Origin of the sequence: Metabacillus bambusae, assembly GCF_017497975.1 — a bacterium.
GTDB classification, from domain to species: Bacteria; Bacillota; Bacilli; order Bacillales; family Bacillaceae; genus Metabacillus; species Metabacillus bambusae.
Window position 1 is genome coordinate 40,050 of record NZ_JAGDEL010000014.1, and the last position, 21,970, is coordinate 62,019.

The following is a 21,970-nucleotide window of genomic DNA, read 5'->3' on the forward strand; positions in this document are numbered from 1 at the left end:
CAAAGAGCTGCTTTAATCCACTTTTTTTGTAACGTTTTAAATTATTTTACTCTGCCTCTTCCACATACACACTTACTATTTCAAAGCTTTCTGCATACTCACTAATCGAAGATGAGTTTAAATCCCAAGACATTCCTGGTTTTACATCAAATGCAGATGTTATTTGACTATCTACGATTGCACCTTTTTTATTGTAATATTGAATATCTACACTTATGTAACGATATTCCTTGTCTGAGTTATTCTTAATTATCCCTTTAACTGTTGTATCATACTCACCCTTCTCTATTGCCAAATTAGAGAATTCCAACTGATATTTTTCTTCCCCTTCTTCCTTAGTCAAGGAATCAGTAATAGCTTCATCATACACCTCTACTACATGAAATTGAGGCCCTACTATGTATCCCGTTAGTACTGCAATTCCTATAAATAAAATAAAACGAAGGAATCCGAACCTCTTTTTCTGTGGTTTACCCGTTTTATTTGCAGGATTATAGGTATCTATTTGAAAATTCACTTCGTCCTTAATAGTGTTTGCATCATCTGGAGGCAAATCCATGATTTCAATTTTTGTTCCTACAAAAAACAATTCCATTGCTACATAATGATTTAGCTGTTTTACATGAATATATTCTAATTTTTCATAAGGAACTTCCAAAACTTTAGGCTGACTTATTTCATTATGATAAATAAACAGCACTCGATAAACAGTAGTTAAAAATAAGCCCTTATAACCTTCAACACTACCGATCGTTATATGTATAATTACTTCATCTTCATATAATACATTCTGTAATTCTTCTACTTCACGATAAGAAAGTAACTCATTCGCTTTTGAAAACTCCCGAATCTCTTCAATAATGCTATCTAAATCTCTCAAAAAATATCCCCTACCTTTTTGGAACTATTACCCAATATATTTATCACATTTTATTATAATATCATTAACTCGTACTCTACAGACTGAAAATGGTTCATGTTATATAATTTGGTTGATAATTAATTCTTTTTCACTAGAGAATTGAAGCTTTGTTTTTGGATTAAAAACTATAAACCTAATTCACGGTAATATAAAAAGTCCTTAGTATTTGAGTAATACCAAGGACTTTTTATGATGATCTGAAAAAAATTTGTTCCTTTACTTGTGACTACAAAGTTACTAGATATCTACTATTCAGAAATACTTTTTAAGAAATCCAGTCTCTCTTGAGCATTCTCTTTAGTTATAACCTCTGCACCTGTATCAATTCTCTTTTCCACACTTTCACCTTTGATGGCTTTAATTGCATTTTCTACTCCCTTATATCCCATATCATAAGGATTCTGAGCAACAGTACCAACTGTATTTCCTTTAATAACTGATTCAATCGATTCAACCGTACCATCTAAGCCAACAACTTGAACTTCTACTCCTTTATTCTGTACACCTCTTGAAGCTCCCATTGCCATATCATCACTACTTACAAATACACCTTTTAATTCTGGATTACTTTCAATAATATTTTCCATTACGTTCATAGCTTTACTTTTGTCACTATCAGCAGGTTGTTCAGCAACAACTTCCATACCAGCCGCAACTAATCCTTCTTTTGCTCCATCAAGGCGATCTCTATGAGTTTGACTTCCTAGTACTCCACCAATTAGGGCAACTTTATCCCCTTTTTGAAGCTTTGATGCTAATAACTCCCCTCCTTTTTTCCCTGCAGTGAAATTATCAGTACCAATAAAAGTAACTTTGTCGACCCACTCTACATCTTGGTTGATAAGAAGGACAGGGATATTATTTTCCTTATATTGATTAAATGTTGGAATTGCAGTTTCTGGTTGAGTAGCTGAGACAACTAAAGCATCTGGTCCTTTTGTCAAAGCATCCTGCATCATATTTATTTGTTCCATAACTTGAGATTCTGATGAAGGCCCTAATATTGTTCCATCAACATTAAAATCTTTAAATGCCTGCTTTGCCCCCGCTTGAACAAAATTCCAGTATTCGCTTGTTAAAGATTGTAAAACAACGACTACTTTTGGTTTTTCCTCATTAGAAGACGAATCTGCAGATTCACTTGTTGTATTACTAGTGTTGCAACCAACCAATGTAAACACCAACATTATTAATATGATCATTTGAAATGAAAAAAGTTTTTTCATGCATATCCTCCTAAATTATTATTATGAACATTTAAATTTAATTCACGCCTTGTAAAGTCAGAATTTTCAGTTATTTATATTTACATTATCTCTCTTTTTGCCATTGTCTCCATAATTATCGTAACTGATATCTTAAAATTTTAATATTAATTTTTACTTGGTTTTTGCCTTAAAACGTCGACATAAACAGCGGCAATGATAACAAAACCGATAAATGCTAATTGTAAATCTGCGGGTACTCCTATCAAGTTCAGACCGTTACGTAAGACCGCAATTATTAAGGCACCTATCAACGTGCCCCATACAGTTCCTACACCACCAAATAAACTTGCTCCACCAATTATTACTGCAGCAATTGCATCTAATTCATAGCCCATTCCAGCTAATGGAAATGCAGAATTTACGCGACCTACCATTACCAAGCCAGCTAATCCTGCCATTAATCCGCTCAATACATAAACGATTACAAGAACTTTATTGACATTGATACCCGATAGACGTGCAGCTTCTTTGTTACCTCCAATCGCATAGATATAACGCCCTGTCATTGTTCGGTTCAAAAAGATATGAATTAATACTGCCATGATTAGCACAAGAATAAAACTAAATGGCACTGTTCCTGCAATGTCTCCACTTCCAAAGTATTGAATAAACACTGGAAATCCCGCGATAGGTGCCGCTCCTGTAACAATTAGGGCAAGTCCTCGAGCTATATTCATTGTTCCTAAAGTTGAAATAAATGGATGCGGAAGTCGAAGCTTAGTTAACAAAAGCCCGTTTACTAGACCAAAAAAAGCTCCAGTTGCTAAGCAAACCAGGATACCTACAAAAGGATTTGCTCCAAAATTGACAGTTACAACCCCCATCATCATAATCGAAATGGCTAAAATGGCTCCGATAGACAAATCGATACCAGCTGTTAAAATGGGAAGCAACACACCTAAAGCCAATAAAGCGTTAATAGAGGTCTGATTAGCAATATTCATAAAATTATTGACCGTAAAAAACTGTGCATTTAGAATTGACAATGTTATGACTAACAAAATCAAGCCCAATAAAGAACCAAACTTACTAATAAACTCTTTTTTCGTCATTCCTGTACTAGTATTCTTCTTTTCTAACACTATTCCTGACATGTTACATCCCCCCTGTAGCAGCTTTCATTATTACTTCCTGGTTCGCTTCTTCCTTTAGTAGATCAGCAGTAATTTCCCCTTCATTCATCACTAACACTCGGTCACATATACCAAGAATCTCAGGCAACTCAGAAGAAATAATAATGACTACTGCTCCGTCACTCACTAACGAATTAATTAAACGGTACACTTCAACCTTTGCCCCAACATCTATTCCCCTAGTAGGTTCGTCAAAAATAAATATTTTTGCTTGAGTTGCCAACCATTTTGCAATAACAACCTTTTGCTGGTTCCCACCACTTAAATTCCTAGCATGTTTTTCAGTATTGGACGGTCGAATTTGTAACTCTCCAATGTAATTCTCTGAACTTTTCTTAATTTGTTCCCATTGAATAAATGGACCCTTTTTATAATTTTTCAAGCTGGCGATTGACATATTGTTTTTTATTGACTCATCTAAAATAAGTCCTTCCGTTTTTCGATTTTCCGTAATAAAAGCTAATCCTGCTTGAATCGCATCTTTAGGAGATTTAATTTTCACTTCTTTACCAAAGACAAATACTTTACCTGATTCTACCGGATCAACTCCAAAAATCCCTCTAGCAACTTCTGTACGTCCTGCACCTACTAAACCTGATATCCCTAATATCTGCCCTTGATAAGCAGTAAAACTTACATTAGTTTTCGCTCCTTTTAAGATTAAATTTTCTACTCTAAGACCTTCCTCTCCCAATTGGAATGATTCTTTCGGGAATTTATCCTTTAATTTTCTTCCAACCATTAATTGAACCATTTTGTCTGTACTCGTCTTTTTTACTTCCAATGTGTCAATGGCATTACCATCTCTTAAAATTGTAATCCGATCACCAATTTGTTTCAGTTCCTCTAAACGATGTGAAATGTAAACGATTGCAATATCTTGTTTTCTTAATTCTATAATCGTTTTTAAAAGCTGTTGAGCCTCTGAACCACTTAAACTAGATGTAGGTTCATCCATAATAATTAACTTTGTATCAATAGTAAGTGCTTTAGCAATTTCGACTAATTGCTGTTGCCCCACCCCTAAAGATGAAACTAATGCTTCTGGTGATATTTCTTGTCCCAAGCGCTTTAAATATTCTTTAGATCTCCTAATCATTTCTTTTTTATTGAGAAAAGAATACTTTCCATTCTTTTTTAGCTCTCTCCCAAGAAAAATATTTTCATAGACTGGGAGTTCTGGAATTAGGTTCAGCTCTTGATAAATTGTTGCAATTCCAAGCTTCATTGCATCAGAGGGATTTTGAATATCCACTTTCTTTCCTTCCCAAAACATTTCACCTTCATCTTTTCTATAGGAACCTGTCATGATTTTTATCATAGTAGATTTGCCTGCACCATTTTCTCCAAGTAGGACATGTACCTCTCCTGTCTTAATCTCTAAATCAATATTCTTTAATACGGGAATACCAGAAAAACCCTTACAAATATTTTCAAGCCTAAGTAACTCTGTCATAACTGACCTCCTTTCAATTAATCAAATTCTCTCAGTTCACTTATGTAGATCAGAAGCCCTCTGAGAGAATACGCTTCCAAAAAGTAGACAAATAAATTACCGAGACACTATTAAGGTTTTCTTATGTTCTTAGTTATCGTATCTCGGATTTAGTTCTAGTTGTTCATTTCACTTGCAGTTCCTCGAATGACTAGTTCTGGCGACATAACGATTCGTTGTTTTAATTTTTTTGGATCCTTTATCTCTTCAACTAATAATTCAATTATTTTCTTACCCATTTCTTGTATTGGCTGCGACACAGTCGTTAACTGTGGATAACACATTTCAGCAAGAATTGAATTGTCAAATCCTACTATTGAAATATCCTTTGGAATATCAAAGCCAGATTCACGAGCACCTTGCATTGCTCCAATTGCAAGAGGTTCAGTTGATGCAAAAATGGCTGTGGGAGGTTCCGGTAAATTCAATAGTTTGACAGTCGAATCTAAAGCATCAGTAAAGCTAGTATTATTTATCGAAACTAAATTTTCATTATAATTTTTACCGGCTTGTTCAAGAGCCTGTTTGTAGCCATCTAGTCTAGATTTAGTTACAGGAAAATAGATATCTTCAGTGACAATGGCAATTTTTTGATGCCCTAGTTTTATTAGATACGAAGTAGCTTCGAATGCTCCTAAAAAGTCATTTACGACCACCGTATTAACTGCTAGTGATGGTACTTCCCTCGCTAGCAAAGCTACTGGGATTTCACTACTAATTAATTCTTTTAGTGCAACTGTATTTTTTAATCCGGTAGCAATAATAATTCCATCAATATATTTTTGCTTTAAAATTGAGACATATTCAATTTCCTTATCTAAATCATTATCAGTACTACATATCATTAAACTAAAACCAAACTTCCTCCCATGATCCTCAATTGTCCTTGCGATTTCTGCCATGAAAGGGTCTGCAATATTCGGAATTAGAAGCCCTATTGTTTGAATTCGTTTCTTGACTGATGCTGCAACACTAGGTTGATAATTTAATTTCTGCATTGTCTCTTCAACTTTTTTTCTTGTTTTTGCTCCAATACTTCCTGTATTATTTAACACTTTTGAAACTGTAGAAATAGCAACCCCTGCTTCTTTTGCAACATCATAGATAGTTGGTTGTTTCATTTATTCTTTCTCCTTCCCCTTTGGAACCTACACATATATTTTAATCAATTTTTAGGTAGATTAAAAATATTAGGAAAGGGATTTTCTAGCTTTTGAACTATTACTCTTTAAATAGGATCGAACTATTATTTTCTACGATCCCTCTCAACATTTTATACACACTTAATCTCATGACTTTACAGGTTTAATTTTCACAATCTAACTAAATTTCTTTTATAGTTTTTTAATAACGCTTTCAATAATTACCTAATCACCTCCTTTAATAAGAAAAGAAATGGATGGTATTATTAACGTGATAAAATAAAGTCTATAAATCTATTTTTCTTTGGCTTAAATTAGAAGCCACTTCTTTTGGTTTCCAATGTGTTTCAATCTCTTCAAGTGTCTGTCCTTTTGTTTCAGGAACTAATTTCCATACAAAAATGAATGAAAGAATACACATTACACCATAAAAGCTATAAGCAACTCCAGCACTTATTTCCAGTAAAGAAGGGAATGTCGCCGATATCAATAAATTACTTCCCCAGTTAGCAACAACTGTTATGGCCATCACTTGACTTCTTATTTTATTAGGGAAAATCTCAGCAGCTAGCACCCATACTAGCGGACCAAAAGATAAATTATAAAAAGCTACATATACTAAAATGAATAGTAAAGCACCTAACCCCATCGAATCAACGAACGATAAAGTAGCTACTCCAAACATTCCAACAGCCATACCAACTGATCCTATTAGAAGTAAGGGCTTTCTTCCCAACTTCTCTACAAGTATTAGAGCTATTAATACAAAAATAAAGTTTACTACCCCAATTAGTATCGTTTGAAGCATAGAGCTATCTGCACTTGCTCCCATATTAGCGAAAATACGTGGTGCATAATAGAGAATTACGTTAATCCCTACAAACTGTTGCGCTGCAGCTAATAAAATCCCTACAATAACGACCAACTTCCCATATGAGAAGATACCCGCTTTAGTAGCGTTAGGAGTGTCCAGCGTTTGTTTTATCTCTTGATAAATTTCTTTTGCTACTTTTTCTGATCCATTTATATTCATTAAGATGGTCATTGCTTCTTTATCTTTATTTTTCGATATTAAATAACGAGGAGTTTCTGGCACTAGAAATAGAAGTCCAAAAAATAATATTGCTGGAATTGCTTCGGAAGCAAACATGTATCTCCAACCGATATCATGAATCCAACTTAGACTCTGCCCTGCTGCAATTCTCCAGTTAACAATGTAAACAGCCAACATCCCAAATATAATGGCTAGATTATTTAGAGTTACTAATTTCCCTCTAATATTTGCAGGAGACGTTTCGCTAATATACAATGGCCCTAATCCTGAAGCCAAACCAACACCTATACCACCAATAATTCTATAGATGTTAAACATAATGAAAAGACCAATCGTTGGCTCACCTTTTGTAAAGAATAATAATTCAGGATAGCCAGAAAGTACCGCGGAAATAAAAAATAAAACAGCTGCAACTAGAAGAGAGTTTCTACGACCTATTCCATTAGAAAGCACACCGCTGATTAATCCACCTATAACACAACCAATAAGTGCACTAGATACAGTTAATCCATGGAATAATGTACTTAAACCAAGATTATCTATAAAATACACCTGTAATGATTGTTCTGCACCTGATATTACGGCTGTATCGTAACCGAATAAAAGTCCACCTAGTGCGGCAACTACAGACAGAAATATAATATATCTCATACTTTGTTTCATTTTTATGGCATTCCTTTCATGATCGATTTACTTAAATAAAATAGTTCTAGAAAATTTTCTAGATATTATTTGTAACAAGCCAACCCCTAGATATAGTGCTGCGTTGGCTTGTTTAAGCATATTTTACAAACGCTTACAATTGACAAAATATTTAAACCAATCAATCTACCACTTACTTTTAACACAACCGACCTTTAAGAAGTTAGATTTTCTTATGCATTAAATTTAACCGCATCCCATTCTCTTAGTTGTTTTAGAGATTCCTTATAGTAACTTACAACTATATCTAAATAGTTTCCATCCTTAACCGGTGTGAATGGATTTGGTCCTTCAGCAACCATTTCCATAATAATTGGTCCTTCATATCCAAATTCATGTAATGCTATAATTTGGCCTTCTAGATCAGAATGTCCGTCACCTACACCTTGCCTATTTGAATCGGCAATATGATAAACACCTAACTTTCCCCCAGCATCTTTAAGAGCTTGAATAGGACAAGCTTCTTCAATATTCATGTGATAAGCATCTAATAGGACTTTAAAGTTTTCACTAACAACTTCATCAATTAAGCGTAATGCTTCTTTAGCGGTTACAATTTGATGATTCTCATAACGATTTAGTACTTCAAACACAACCTCGAGACCGAGTTCATCAGCTTTACGCACTACCACTTTCGAGCTATCCACAAGTAACTCCCAATCTTTCAATAAATCTCCACTACCTTGCGTTTTCCCAACATCTCCATGTAAACAAATTCTTTTTGCTCCCAATTCCTTTGCCCAGTCTAATAAGTCTAGAAAATATTGAACCGCTCTAGAACGTACCTTTTCTTCAGCACTTGAAATATCCACATTAGCTGGAGTCACTGATAATACTTTTAAATCATATTTATTTAAAATGGCTTGCAAAACAGCAGGATTTTGTGATAGGTCTCCTTGAACCTCAACTCCATCTACACCAATTTCCTTTGCAAGTTTGCATTTCTCTTCCAATGATATATCTCCGAAAGTCCATAGACAAAGACCATAATCTCTATTCATTTTCTTCCCTCCATGTATTTAATCGTTTATGATATTTTTGTTTTTTAGCATTTAGTATTATGTATAAAATGATAAATGTTGCTACTTTCGCTTAAAAGGGGGAATCATCCCCCCTTCAAATGAATCCTACTCTCATAGTTCATTAAAGCATTTTACTAATCAATTAAATTAATACGTGTTGGTCAAGTTTAATTGGCAAGTTACTTTTCACAGATTCAATACTAGCTAGCGCAATTTTCAACGCCCAGCGAGCATCTTCAGCAGTTGCTAATGCTGGTTTATTATGAATCACACAATCTACAAAGCTTCTTAATTCATTAACGTAAGCATCAAACAATAAATCTTGATCATAGCGACAGGTATCAAAACTTACCCCATTATGGTTATATCTCGTCATACTTGATTCACGGATTCCCCCAGCAGTAATCATACCTTCTGATCCGAAAATCTCTGCTCTAACGTCATAACCATATACAGCCTGGAAATTCGCTTCTGCAGTTGCAATAGCACCATTATCAAATTTTACAGTTACAACAGCAGTATCTAATAAACCACTATCTTTTAGGTCAGGGCGAATTAATGCATCTGCAACCGCATAGACTTCAACAGGCTTTGCACCAGGATTTAAATACATTAGTGTATCAAAGTCATGAATTAATGTTTCTAAAAAGATCGTCCATTCTGGAATCGATTCAGCTCTATTTAACTTAGGATCTCTCGTTGTTGATTTCATTAATTGTGGTGTGCCGATCTTACCAGATGCAATTTCTGTGTGAGCAGAATAAAATCCTTTTTCAAATCTTCTATTAAAACCAACTTGAACCAAAATGTTACTTTCACTTGCTTGAACAATTTCGTTTGCTTCTTTCAAATTAACAGCCATAGGTTTTTCACAGAAAACTGCTTTTCCTTGTTTAATAGCAGCAAGAACATTACTTGCATGTGTACGCGCTGGTGAAGCAATCACCACAGCATCTATGCCCGGATCCTGAATTAATTCCATCGGATTTGTGTAAGCTTTTGCATTTACATCTAATTGATTTATTAATCCTTTAGCAGCTCCAGGTACAGGGTCTGCAACCGCATACAAGTTTGCTTGAGGTAATCTCTGAGCAATCGACTCCCCATGAAAAGCTCCCATTCTTCCAGCACCTATTAAACCAATATTTAGTTTATTCATAACAATACCTCCTGAAATTTATGTAGTTAACAAATTATACATTTTAGGAAAGTTCTTTCCTTACTTTCACATTGTAAGCCGTTACATTTAATTAGTCAAACTATTTTTAATTTAATAATAACTGCAGGAGGATCGGTATTAACTATTAACAAACCTATTATATAAGCATTCGCTATCACCGTTTAATCTAAACTGTACCAAAGGAAACCCTTTTATTATCCCTTCAAAGGAAAGTACTTTCCTCAAAAATAAAAATTTCTTCAGTGGTTGGTAAATAGTAAACGAATGAATAATATTTTAATTAATAAGACAATCTTCTCGTTATGATATGGTAAACAATCTGAACACCATTTACCATCTCCCTTCAAAACGAAAAAACGTAACCTCCAGAAATACTTCTAAAGGTTACGTACGATGGTTACTTATGAATCTAAATAAATTTTAACTTAACGTCTTTTCATATACTTCATTAAAATCTACCCACACAGCACCATTATCAGCTGAACGAACACAATTTTCAATCCAGCGAACTCCTTCAAGTCCAGCATTAATATCAGGGTAAACCAATTTACTTAAAGTCTCTTCATCTTCACGGTTTTTAGCATCAATAGCAATAGCAAACTTCAAATATATATTTGCCCATGATTCAGATAAGCCTTCTACATGTAATGCACCTAATCTCTCATCTGCATTACACATGTCATCCAAGTATGGCATTGCTCGAACTAATGTCTGAATTGGTTCTCCTTGAACTTCATATCTAAGTTCACCTGGATTGCTATCCCACCACTCTAGGCTAGCTTTTGATCCAACAATACGAATTCTATGACCATCCATACATCCTGCATTAATGGAAGAAGTCCACATTGTCCCAACAGCACCATTTTCATAATGCATGATAACGTGGGCATTATCCTCTAGTGGGGCACGACTACTAATAAAGCTTTGGCGATCACATAGTAACTTTTTAATTTTCATATGAGGCATAATTAACTGTGACATATAATAGGTGTGTGTAGAAAGGTCACCTAGAACAAAGCTTGGTCCAGCAATTTTCGGATCTACTCTCCATTTTTGGGCTTCACTGTATTTATCTGCGTCATCAGTAGCATTAAAGCCATGTGTATATTGCAGATCTACTACACGAATTTCTCCAATATCCCCTTTTTCAATCATTGCTCTCATTTGCAGTAACATTTGGTTACCAGAGAATCCATAAGTAACTCCGACGATTTTCCCTTTTTTCTCAGCAAGTTCCTTAATCTCTAAAACCTCTTCACTAGTAAAAAATAAAGGTTTTTCACAAATTACATGTAAATTGGCTTCTAGTGCTGCTTTGCAGATTTCATAGTGAGTTCCATTCGGAGTAGCAATAGAAATAACTTCAATTCCATCCTCACGTGCAGCTTCTTTGTCAAACATCGTTTTATAATCTGGGTAGCAACGATTTTCTTCAACACCTATGTTAGTACCAAAATCTTTTCCTCTTTCAGGATCAATATCAAATGCACCCGCTACTAGTTTAAAAGCAGTATTGTCTCTTAAGGCCCCAATACGGTGTTTATAACCAACTTGCCCATGTCTTCCACCACCAACCATAGCCCAGCGTAATGGTCTTTCAATTTTCTTCTCTCCATTTAACATACAAAATCTCCTCGCTTTCAGATAAATTATCAAATTATTTTTATTACCCCTAAATCCCCACTAAATTATGACATGGTACCGTTTACATAAAAACAAATTAATAGTGTTATATAATGAAAATTAGGATTATAAGTTACTTCTATACTCGACTTCTAATGCTTCTTCTTTATTCTGCTTTCCACTATAGTTACGGAAATAGAGTTCTAATTCCTCAAGTGTTCGATCCTTTGTCTCAGGCAAATACTTCTTCACAAATGCGATAGCAAATACCCCCAATCCCGTGAAGACAAAGAATGTTGTAGATAGCCCAATACTTTCAAGTAATACCGGGAAAGCCAAACCAATAATGAAATTCGTTATCCATAGACAAAACACACTAATTCCCATTCCAAACCCTCTCAAACGTAGTGGGAAAATTTCTGCGAGCATAAGCCATGTTACAGGTGCAATTGCCCCCTGCATAAATGCTAGAAACATAACTGTTAAGCTAAGTACTACATATGGTAATGCTACAGAACCCTCCAGTACTTTAGAGAATATTCCTATAAGCATCAGGGCTGTAGTCGTTCCAATCAATCCAATTATTAACATCGGCCGACGTCGAACCTTCCCTAAAAGCCAAATACCTACACAAACTGCTATAACAGATATTAATCCATTCGCAATATTGGCGATTAGAGCTGCCTCTGTTTTAAAGCCTGCATCTTTTAGGATTTCTGTCCCATAATACATGATTGAGTTTACCCCAGTGATTTGTTGCACGATCGCAATACCGATTCCTAAAAATACGATACGACGTACCCAGGGTATAGCCATATCCTTAAAAGATGCTTTCTGAGTCTCCGATTCTTTAGCAATAGCTGCTTCAATTTCTCTAAACTCTGATTCTGCTCGATCCTCCTCACGTATTTGCCTGAGAATACTTAAAGCACTATCTTTTCTTCCCTTTGATAGAAGCCAGCGAGGACTTTCAGGAACTCTTAACATACCAATAAAGAGAAAAATCGCTGGTAATGCTGCAATAACAAGCATGTACCTCCAAACGTGAGTAGTATCACCTAAGGTATTACCTAAAATGGCATTGAAAACAAAGGCTAATAACTGCCCACCTACAATCATTAATTCATTTTGTGTAACTACACGTCCCCTTCTCTCAACAGGTGACATTTCTGCTAAATAAGTCGGAACTGTTACCGATGATCCTCCTACGGCTAGCCCTAGTAAAAATCGAAAAATAACCATGGTAGTAACGTTTGGTGCAAGAGTACAACCAATTGTTCCAATAAAGAACAGTACCGCAAGATAGAGGATATTTTTACGACGTCCGTTAAAATCAGAAAGCCGTCCTCCAAATACTGCACCTAATGCTGCTCCAAAAAGAAGTGAACTTGCAACTAGACCTTCGGTAAATGAGTTGAGCCCAAGATCCTCAGACATAAAAGGCAAAGCACCATTTATTACACCCGTATCGTATCCGAAGAGTAAACCACCTAATGTTGAAACCAATATAATAGTTCCTAAAAAAGAGTTTTGCTTCAGCTTTCCATCCATAAAAACCATCCCCTTCTTATTGATTTTCACCTGACGTTTATAAGTGATTTGCTTCTTCCCTTCTGAAAATCCCTTGGTAAAGCTTCTTTTAACACATCCATAGACTTTTTAACTCCGGTAAGAGGATCCATCGTTAAGTCCTCCATCTCAAGAACAACTGGCCCTTGATAACCTGTCATCTTAATTACTGTGAAGAACTCCTTCCAATAGCTAACATCATGTCCGTAGCCTAATGCTACATAATTCCACGAACGAGTTTGGAAACTTTCCATTGGTTTCACATCAATAAGACCATTAATATCATGAATACCTCTTTCTATTCGGACATCCTTTGCATGTACATGATAGATAGCATCACCTAATTCCCTTGCTGCTAAGATAGGGTCACCACCCATCCAAAATAAGTGACTTGGATCAAAATTCATTCCAACTATATCACCTACCTCATTTCTTAATTTAAATAGAGTTTCTGGATTATGGACTAGGTTACACCCTAGGTTTTCAATAGCGATCTTTTTCACCCCATACTCTTTAGCAACTTTTACAGCCTTTTCCCAATATGGGAAAGCAACTTCATTCCATTGCCAATCCAGAGTTTTAAAATGTGCAGGTAATATTGGATGTGTCAACCAATTTGGTGTCACATCATTTGGACCTCCACTAGGACAACCTGACATCATAACAATTGTTTCCACTCCTAAAAGTCCTGCAAGTCGAAACGTTTTTTCTACAACTTCTTTATGTGCCTCCCCCTCTTCAGTTGGCTCTAGTTGATTACCTGAACAGTTCAAAGCAGCGATTTCGAGTCCTCTACTTTTAATAGCATCTAGAAACTTTTCCCTTTGAACAGAACTATCAAGTAAAAGATCTAAATTTACATGTGGTGCTTTTGACCAATTTCCACAACCTAACTCTAGGGATTCCACACCATTTTCAACACATGTATCAAGCATTTCTTCAAATGACATGTAACCTAGAATATCAGTTACTAACCCTGTTTTCATCATATCCATTCCTCCTAAAAGAACTTTTATATTATTAAGTGAAACAAAATTAATACCTAACCACGGGTGCCATTGTGAGACAATTAGGAATCAAGTATAAAATACCTATACAACAATATTCCTTTATGTTTTTAGGACACGAAATACTAAATCGCTTTATTACTTAGTCTTACGTGATAACGATTCTTCTCTAAAAAGACACCTAATTTAATATTTTCTTTTATTAGTCATACAAGATCCAAACCTATAAAATCAATATTGTAATCGCTATCATTCATTAGTGGAAAGATAGTAATCTCAATCACTTCTAGTATGATTATATACAGCATTTAGCAAGATGTATTTACACAAAATAGACTACTTTTTTATACTTTTAGGACATATCCAGCGAAATAAAAAAACCTCACTCTGGAAGTGAAGGTTTCTCTTTCTCTGAATATGTCATTTTTTCTTGATTCGTATACAGTGTTCGAAAATTGCCAGGAGGATTTCTCACTGTAGCTGCGAACACACGAGTAAAGTAGTGAACATTTTTAAAACCTGTTTGTTCGCTTATTTCTTTGATACTTAAATTTGTGGTTTTAAGTAACATAGCTGATTTTTGTATCCTCTCTTTTTTCACATACTCAGAATAATTAACTCCTAGCTCTTTCACAAAAAGTCTTGATAAGTGCCGACTAGAAATATGTAAATGTTTAGCTATATCACTGAGTTTTAATGTATCAGATAAATTATCTTGAATATAAAGCTTTGCTTGAGTTAGAATCGGTGAAGTCTCTTCGTTTGATACGTTTTGATTTGAGCTATCAGCATGCATTGGACTGAATCTTTCGAGTAATGAAAGAATCAAGGAGTAAGCTATATTCATAAGTATTTCTTCAAAGAAGGGATGGTCGTTTTTGGAAGCCTGAGAAAGCAAAGATTCCCAAAGTAATGAAAAGGATGCCCCTTCCTCAACATCAATTATGATCTCGGTACATTCCTCAATTTGCTCCATAATCTTTATACATTTGTCATTAGATTCTGACTCTATAAATTCTAATCCAATATAGAGAAGGAATAATCCATTCTCACTCTTAATTTGATGCAAAACATTAGGTCTTGAAAGGAATAAGGTATTTTTTTGTAACTTATAGGTAGAGTTATTATCTATATATTCACCTTTACCATCCACAACAAAACACACCTCAAAAAAAGAATGTTTATGAAGTAAAGTATTATAATGATTGGGCATAACTCCCCAATAATGAACATGAAAAGATATTCCATTATGAGATAAATCATGAACATATTTGTTTAATGACGTTTTACCTGATAATAATTTATTGATATCCAAGAAGTTTACACCCCCCCTATAAAAGCTAGTTATAATAGTATAAATAAATTCTATCCTTATAAATAGCTATGTTATATCGATTAACTAAATATTGCTATGGACATATTCTTGATTTTCTTTCAAAATTCCTTTATACAGTGTGTGAATATCTTACAAAAAAAGCTCCAATCCCCTTTTATACTAAGGAATTGAAGCTTCTTATCTGAAAATATTAACCTATGATTTCTACCATGTCAAAGTCAAAATTAGGTAAGCTCAATTTATTACATTAAATTTCAACTAACATAAGCATTTTATTTTATTAACTCCTATTGTATGTTATTTAACTCCTCAATAAGAGCTCTAACCAAGTCTACTGTAAGGTTTGACTCTGGAAAGTCAGCTAACGCTATCAATGTTTGTGATTTCATTGCAAAGATTCCCGGTTGTTTTGTTATCCCAGGAGCATATTTATCTAAAACCTTTAGTGCTTCTTTTTGGTCAAGGAGATCAATAAGTCTTGTCTCTTTAACAATAACCTACTCAGGCTCAAAATGTCACAAGTAGGTTTTTGAAGAGTTAACTATCTAAGCCTAATCTTCTTTACTTTATTTCTTCTATAGTATTTTCACGTAGTTTGTCTGAAGCTTAATAAAAAGTATAGGGATTGCTGTAAAAAAACAAATAATAGCTCTGTGATGCGAATCCATACTCTAATGTTAAATAATTACATTAATTTAAATACTTACACATATATTTAAAGATGTTGAGGAGTTTTTTTGAAAGGATATATTTTTTATTTAGATGATAATGAGGAAATGATGGAGCTTGTTATTCTAAAATGTCTTATTGAAAGGAATGATAAGATGTCGAGAAAAACGGTCACAAAACAAGGAGGATATTTTGATTATATTGTAATTGGTGCTGGAACTGCTGGAGGGGTAATCGCCAAAGAATTAACGGATAACAAATTTACTTCAGTTCTTGTTCTAGAAGCTGGAACGAATATGATGGAAGAACTAAGCAGTCCTTCTCGTTCAGTATCAAGTGCTTTAGCTTCTGATAATAGGTATTCATTTAATGTTCTTACGAAATCAGAGCAAGTTATTAGACGCCAGCTTAGAATGTCAGGCGGAAGAGCAATTGGAGGAAGCTCAGAACATAATGCAATGTATGCAGTCCGTTGTAGTGGCAACCTTTTTGATGAATGGGCAAGACTCGTCGGGCCTCAATGGAGTTATAACAATCTTCGCACGTTATTTAAAAAAAATGAAACATATACTGGAAAGACTCAAGAACCAAACGAACGGGGAACAGATGGGCCAATTTTTATTAGACAACAAATGATTCCCAAAGGTGGAATTAATGAAACGTTTGCTAAGGCAATATCAGATGTATTAAATATCCCAATTGTTGAAGATTATAATACAGGTATAAGTGATTGTACATTTTACAAATCACAATTTATGAATAAAGAAGTAGATGGAGAGTTCGTCCGATCATCAACTGCAACCGGATATTTAAATGAAGACGTTGTGACACAAGGGAATGAGTTCCGTCCAGATGAGCATGGAGTTGGCCGGAGAAAGTTAGACATTTTCGCAAAGACAACAGTTAATAAAATTTTATTTACACGCAGACAAGGAACTTACATTGCTAGAGGTGTAGATTATGTCAAGGACGGGATATCACAAACAGCGTTTGCAAGAAAAGGAGTCATTGTCTGTGCAGGTAATTTTTCCTCTGTCATTTTACAACGTTCCGGCATTGGAAGATCATCTGATTTGAATAAAGCTGGTATATCGACATTGGTAGAGAGTCCAAATGTTGGCTACAATTTTCAAAATCACTATTATGTTGGAATGGGAATAGAAGTAGAAACATCACGACTTGAGGCTGTCATTTCCGCAGATCCAGATCAGCCATTTCCGTTAGGTGCTTTTAAAGGAGAAGATGGAACAGGCCGCCGCCTTCAATTATATTCAAATCCACACGCAAATTACGTACCTAATCCAGTTGTATTCGCCAATAATTGGGAGTATGACCCGAAAAAGCCAAGCAATGTCATGAGTGTTGCAATTGGTGACCTTAAGCCAACAAGCAGAGGTACGATTATGGTCGCACATAGTGATCCAGAAGCTTATCCATCTATTAACTTTAATGCCCTGGGAGACACTGATGATTTAAACTTTATGGTAGATTACTATATTCAGACATACAAAATTATGAAGAGGGCTCGTAAATTAGATCCAGAAGGGATTTACAAGGTTGTATATCCTCCTGAACATATATTCAAATTAAACGATGAGGAAGAAAAGCGTGCCATTCTTTCTGAATATGTCAAGGCCACTTATACGAACTTCGCTCATTTTTCAGGGCAATGTCGAATGGGAAGGAGCATTGAAGAAGGAGTTGTTGATGGATTCCTTAATGTCTATGGTACAAAAAATCTTAAAGTCGCAGATCTTTCTATCTCACCTATTATACCAGATGGTAACACTTCCATACCTGCTCAGATAATCGGTTTAAATACGGTACGATTCATTCAGGAGGGTGATGAGGAATTTGAGGAATAAAAATGAGAATAAAAAACAAAAGATGCTAGCTTGTATATTCTATATAAATCTAGTTAACACAATCAAATTTTAAGAAGTGATCCAAAGTGCCAAACAAAGTATTTTCAAGGGTTTGGCTCTTTTCTGTTTTTATTCGATTATTCTAAAAACACACCTGTTACTATTAATACGCTTGATAAAGTCACGATATATACCAATCAAGTAGTTATAAAGTTTTTCCATTGTAAAACAAACCTTGCCTATAGGGTGTTTAATTTGTAACAGCCTTGAAAAGTTCTTCTACTTTATCTAACAGATCAGTTGCCAACTTTGAGTCTACTGCATACATAATCTCTTCAAGAGTTATCTGTTCATATTGATTTAGTAAATATGGAGGGATCGCTCTAATATCCGGGATTTCATTTAGAACGATCTCCCTTATCGGTGGAATATCTAGCAATTCCTTAAGCTTTGTATGTCTAGTAAATTCTTTTACATATGAGGTAGTAGGTACATAAGTAAATTGCCATGTTCCACTATTAAATTGAATGATTACTTTATTTTCTTGTTGGACCATTTCTACCGCATCACCAACTATACTTCATGAACCCAAGCGATTTGATTTGTCACTGTTTCTATATATATTTCAATTGTTTTTTTGTAGCTGTGTTCACAAAAATATATATTACAAAGATTCAGTAAGAGGTATTTAAATAGAGCTTTTTTTATTAAATCTAATTATAGTTATAGATTGCTTCGGAAACTCATAATCAATCGTATTAGCTTTAACCGTAATATCATGCTGCTTCGGTACTATTTTTCCAGGTGTTTCAAAGCTATTTTCCTCTTCTAATTCATAGCCCGACATTTCATAAATAGTTCCAGAAAGATCTTCTTCACCTATTTGTTCCAATTCAATTTGTACTTTGACAGGTGTATCTTGAACATTGACGACTTTGACAATGATATCACCTGTTAATGATTCAACACTTGCAGAATAGTAAAGTGGTTCAATCACTGGAAGCTTATCATCTGTTTCATTGATTAACTCACCGTCAATTAATGTACGAATATGTCTTCCAGTCACTTCTAATTCAAGATGATATTCTCTGTCTGTTTCGACAGCAAATAAACTCTGAGTTAAACATGAGTTTCTTCCGTTTACTTCTGAACATAGAACAGCATCTTGATTTTGCCATCCACCAATTTCCCATAACAAACGATTCTTATCATCGCTCTGACCAAAAAAGAGTTTAAATCCTCGAACTCCATCTATTTTTTTAGCCTTTAAAGATAGCTGATAATTTTCCCATTGAATGTTATCAAGTTCAAATTCACTACCATGTTCCAACACGAAATGATCATAGCTCTTTTCTTCTCCAGTATCCATATTTCTTAGTTTAATATCATAATAATTTGCAGTACTATAATCGCCAGCAAACATTACTTTACCAGCTATCGGCTTGGAAGAAGCTGCTTCAATAGTTTGTAATCCATTTGTCTCTACCATCAATGTGTAGTCACCTTGGTGGTGCATAAAAAGCTTTTGAACATAATAGTTGGGAGTTCCATAGACACTATTATTATTAAACCAAATAAGGTCCGGCTTCCAATTCACATAATCGATATTACATAGCATAGGTGCATAACATGCTAATCCTACTGCATGGGCGTTTTTTTCAAGACCTGTCATAAAAGCTGCTTCAACCAAGGCATTATAGTAAGTATTCCCCCAGGAAGCATACTCTCCCAAAAATACCTTTGGGTCATCCTTCTTGAATACATCATAGCGATGATAATTTGCTAAAAACCACTCAGGGGATTGGTAATAATGTTCATCAACAAAATCGGATTTGTTTTCTCTAGCAGATTTCCACCCTCTGTCATATTCGCTACCTTCAGCAAATGGGCCACTTGAATTTATTAATTTAATTTCGGGATGCTTCTCCTTTATGGCCTTATGAAAGTATTCATAGCGTTCAAAAAATGGCTCTCCTACTTCTTCGTTTCCGATTCCTAAATACACTAAGCCAAATGGTTCTGGATGTCCGAGCTCTGCCCGCTTCGTCCCCCAGACTGTAGATGTATCTCCATTGGCAAATTCGATTAAATCAAGGGCATCATCAATCCAAGGCTGCAATTCTTCAATTGGAACAATTCGTTGATGATGAGGATCGTAGCCTGCAGGCAATACAGGAATAGGCTTTGCTCCTATATCCTCACAAAACAGGAAATATTCAAAGTAACCTAGCCCTAATGTTTGATTATATCCCCAGTTGCTTCTACGTGCTGGTCGTTTTTCAACATCACCAATCGTGTTTTTCCAGCGATACATTGAGTCCCTATCATCTGGATTGAGACTGCCATCATGCACAAGGCATCCACCTGGGAAGCGCATAAATTTTGGTTTTAAATCAGCTAGTAGCTTTGCGATATCCTCTCGCATTCCGTTTGGTCGGTTTTTAAAAGTGCGTTCAGGGAAAAGGGAGATCATGTCAAAATATATTTTACTTTGTTCCGTGGTTGTCAAAACAAGACGACTGCTGTAATCAGTTTCGTTTGCCGTTAAAATTGTTTCATATTTTATCCACTCTGAAGAGTTTATTACCACTTCATTTGTTGAATAAACTCTACCATCAGTACTTTCTAATGTAATAGATACTGGTTTAGTAGAATTTGTATCACATCTAGCATAGCAAGAAAAAAGATACCTTTCCCCTTGTCTCACTGGTATACCGGTATTGAATCCCAGATTCATAATACCAGCTCCGTCTCCAGGTTCAATGACCGTAAGGGTGAGGTAATTTGTATTTTTTTCATTAAGCGGATAAGTATCTTCAACAAAAATCTCTGCTTTCGCGTCACCACGTTCCACCTTCTCCCATGCTGTTAATGCATGATAATCCTTACGGTCAATAGGATCAAATTCGAAGGAACGATTTTGGACTAACTCAGCATAAAGCCCTCCATCCGCTGCATGATTTAAGTCTTCAAAAAAAATGCCAAATAAATCTCCTAATTTCTCTCCTCTTTCTTTTGCAAGTACCTTTATTACTTTTTTATCAGACATTATTTTCCACCCCCTCTTCTATTTTTTTCTCTACCGATTTGTATGTCTACATCTACCACAGGCTTTTCATCGATAAAGTTAATTTGACTTATGCAAGTTTCACGTAGTAAAGATGTCTCCGGAGCAATCAGTCGATGATAAACTAAATACCAATTCCCCTTGTATTTGGTCATTGATGCGTGTCCAGTACCAAAGAAATGTTCTGATGGTCTAGTAACCCGATTGTCTTCTGGATTTTCATACGGTCCGTAAATATTTTTACTTGTTGCATAGCAAATTTGATACCTAGGGTCACGTGTATCATAATTACTCCAAGTTAGTAGATAGGTTCCATCAATTTTTTGCATGTGAGGGCCTTCATTATAAACACCGATGTCAAATACATTTGGATCTTTCCTACGGTTCTTATAAAATTGATCTGAAAGTCTTACTGGCTCGGTTTTGAATGTTACCATGTCGTCCTCCAATGGGACAATCCAGCACTTCCCTTGGCCCCATAATAGATAGGGCTGATTGTCATCATCAATAAACAAGTCGGCATCAATGCTTTGACATTGATACTCATACTTTGTAATTAACGGTCGACCAAGCAGATCCCTAAACGGTCCTAACGGTGAATCAGAAACAGCAACCCCAATTTGTGCCTCTGCTGAGAAATACATATAATATTTCCCGTTATATTTATTTACCCCTGGTGCCCATGCTCTTGAGTTTGCCCATTCTACATCATTCAGGTCTAGTGCTAAATATGGGCCATCCCAGTTGATAAGATCTTTACTGTGGAACACGTGAAATTTTTCATAGAGCCAGCCATCACTGTCCTTTGTTGGATACAGATAATAATCTTCTCCATCCTTCAAAACAAATGGATCTGCCCATTCTCCTTTAATAACAGGTCCTTGTTGATTTTTAATCATCATGCTCACTCCTTTTT

General features: G+C 35.2%; 16 protein-coding genes. 1 reads left to right on the top strand and 15 read right to left on the bottom strand.

Translation table 11 applies throughout. The features are described 5' to 3' along the window. Positions 1 to 46 precede the first annotated feature (46 nt). The 12 genes from I7822_RS17400 to I7822_RS17455 form a co-directional block, all read right to left on the bottom strand. Positions 47 to 880 (bottom strand): FxLYD domain-containing protein, encoded by an 834-nt coding sequence (locus I7822_RS17400; RefSeq protein ID WP_207980385.1) that lies wholly within the window; start codon positions 878 to 880, stop codon positions 47 to 49. Positions 881 to 1,170: 290 nt separating this feature from the next. Beyond that, the gene (locus tag I7822_RS17405; RefSeq protein ID WP_207980386.1) at positions 1,171 to 2,148 is read right to left on the bottom strand and encodes a sugar ABC transporter substrate-binding protein; all 978 of its coding nucleotides are present in this window, start codon (positions 2,146 to 2,148) and stop codon (positions 1,171 to 1,173) included. 146 nt (positions 2,149 to 2,294) lie between these two features. After that, the gene (locus I7822_RS17410; protein WP_207980387.1) at positions 2,295 to 3,284 is read right to left on the bottom strand and encodes an ABC transporter permease; all 990 of its coding nucleotides are present in this window, start codon (positions 3,282 to 3,284) and stop codon (positions 2,295 to 2,297) included. 1 nt (position 3,285) lies between these two features. After that, the gene (locus I7822_RS17415; protein ID WP_207980388.1) at positions 3,286 to 4,779 is read right to left on the bottom strand and encodes a sugar ABC transporter ATP-binding protein; all 1,494 of its coding nucleotides are present in this window, start codon (positions 4,777 to 4,779) and stop codon (positions 3,286 to 3,288) included. Positions 4,780 to 4,934: 155 nt separating this feature from the next. After that, a complete protein-coding gene (locus tag I7822_RS17420) occupies positions 4,935 to 5,939 on the bottom strand; it encodes a LacI family DNA-binding transcriptional regulator (RefSeq protein WP_207980389.1) in 1,005 nt (334 codons plus the stop codon). Between the two features lie 307 nt (positions 5,940 to 6,246). Further along, a complete protein-coding gene (gene xylE / locus I7822_RS17425) occupies positions 6,247 to 7,683 on the bottom strand; it encodes a D-xylose transporter XylE (protein WP_207980449.1) in 1,437 nt (478 codons plus the stop codon). Positions 7,684 to 7,889: 206 nt separating this feature from the next. Next, entirely contained in the window at positions 7,890 to 8,717 is an 828-nt protein-coding gene (locus I7822_RS17430) for a sugar phosphate isomerase/epimerase family protein (RefSeq protein WP_207980390.1), read from the bottom strand. A 163-nt stretch (positions 8,718 to 8,880) separates the two neighbouring features. Continuing rightward, positions 8,881 to 9,897, bottom strand: coding sequence for a Gfo/Idh/MocA family oxidoreductase (locus tag I7822_RS17435; RefSeq protein WP_207980391.1), 1,017 nt, complete (start codon positions 9,895 to 9,897; stop codon positions 8,881 to 8,883). A gap of 441 nt (positions 9,898 to 10,338) precedes the next feature. Beyond that, positions 10,339 to 11,541 carry a Gfo/Idh/MocA family protein gene (locus tag I7822_RS17440; protein WP_207980392.1) on the bottom strand — a complete coding sequence of 401 codons (1,203 nt, stop codon included), beginning with the start codon at positions 11,539 to 11,541 and terminating at the stop codon, positions 10,339 to 10,341. A 126-nt stretch (positions 11,542 to 11,667) separates the two neighbouring features. Next, on the bottom strand, positions 11,668 to 13,092 hold the full coding sequence (locus I7822_RS17445; RefSeq protein WP_207980393.1) for a sugar porter family MFS transporter: 1,425 nt from the start codon (positions 13,090 to 13,092) through the stop codon (positions 11,668 to 11,670). 26 nt (positions 13,093 to 13,118) lie between these two features. Continuing rightward, positions 13,119 to 14,096, bottom strand: coding sequence for a sugar phosphate isomerase/epimerase family protein (locus I7822_RS17450; protein WP_207980450.1), 978 nt, complete (start codon positions 14,094 to 14,096; stop codon positions 13,119 to 13,121). Positions 14,097 to 14,499: 403 nt separating this feature from the next. Next, positions 14,500 to 15,432: an AraC family transcriptional regulator gene (locus tag I7822_RS17455; RefSeq protein WP_207980394.1), complete on the bottom strand. Its 933-nt coding sequence runs from the start codon at positions 15,430 to 15,432 to the stop codon at positions 14,500 to 14,502. 845 nt (positions 15,433 to 16,277) lie between these two features. On the opposite strand from I7822_RS17455, the gene I7822_RS17460 reads away from it, so the two are divergent. Continuing rightward, positions 16,278 to 17,987 carry a GMC family oxidoreductase gene (locus tag I7822_RS17460; protein WP_207980451.1) on the top strand — a complete coding sequence of 570 codons (1,710 nt, stop codon included), beginning with the start codon at positions 16,278 to 16,280 and terminating at the stop codon, positions 17,985 to 17,987. Positions 17,988 to 18,237: 250 nt separating this feature from the next. Here I7822_RS17460 and I7822_RS17465 read toward each other — a convergent pair whose 3' ends face one another. The 3 genes from I7822_RS17465 to I7822_RS17475 all read right to left on the bottom strand — a co-directional run bounded on the left by I7822_RS17465 (position 18,238) and on the right by I7822_RS17475 (position 21,956). Then, positions 18,238 to 18,543, bottom strand: coding sequence for a hypothetical protein (locus I7822_RS17465; protein WP_207980395.1), 306 nt, complete (start codon positions 18,541 to 18,543; stop codon positions 18,238 to 18,240). Between the two features lie 132 nt (positions 18,544 to 18,675). Then, positions 18,676 to 21,036, bottom strand: coding sequence for an alpha-L-arabinofuranosidase family protein (locus I7822_RS17470; protein WP_207980396.1), 2,361 nt, complete (start codon positions 21,034 to 21,036; stop codon positions 18,676 to 18,678). After that, positions 21,036 to 21,956, bottom strand: coding sequence for a family 43 glycosylhydrolase (locus I7822_RS17475; RefSeq protein WP_207980397.1), 921 nt, complete (start codon positions 21,954 to 21,956; stop codon positions 21,036 to 21,038). The genes I7822_RS17470 and I7822_RS17475 overlap by 1 nt, the downstream gene beginning before the upstream one ends. Positions 21,957 to 21,970 lie beyond the last annotated feature (14 nt).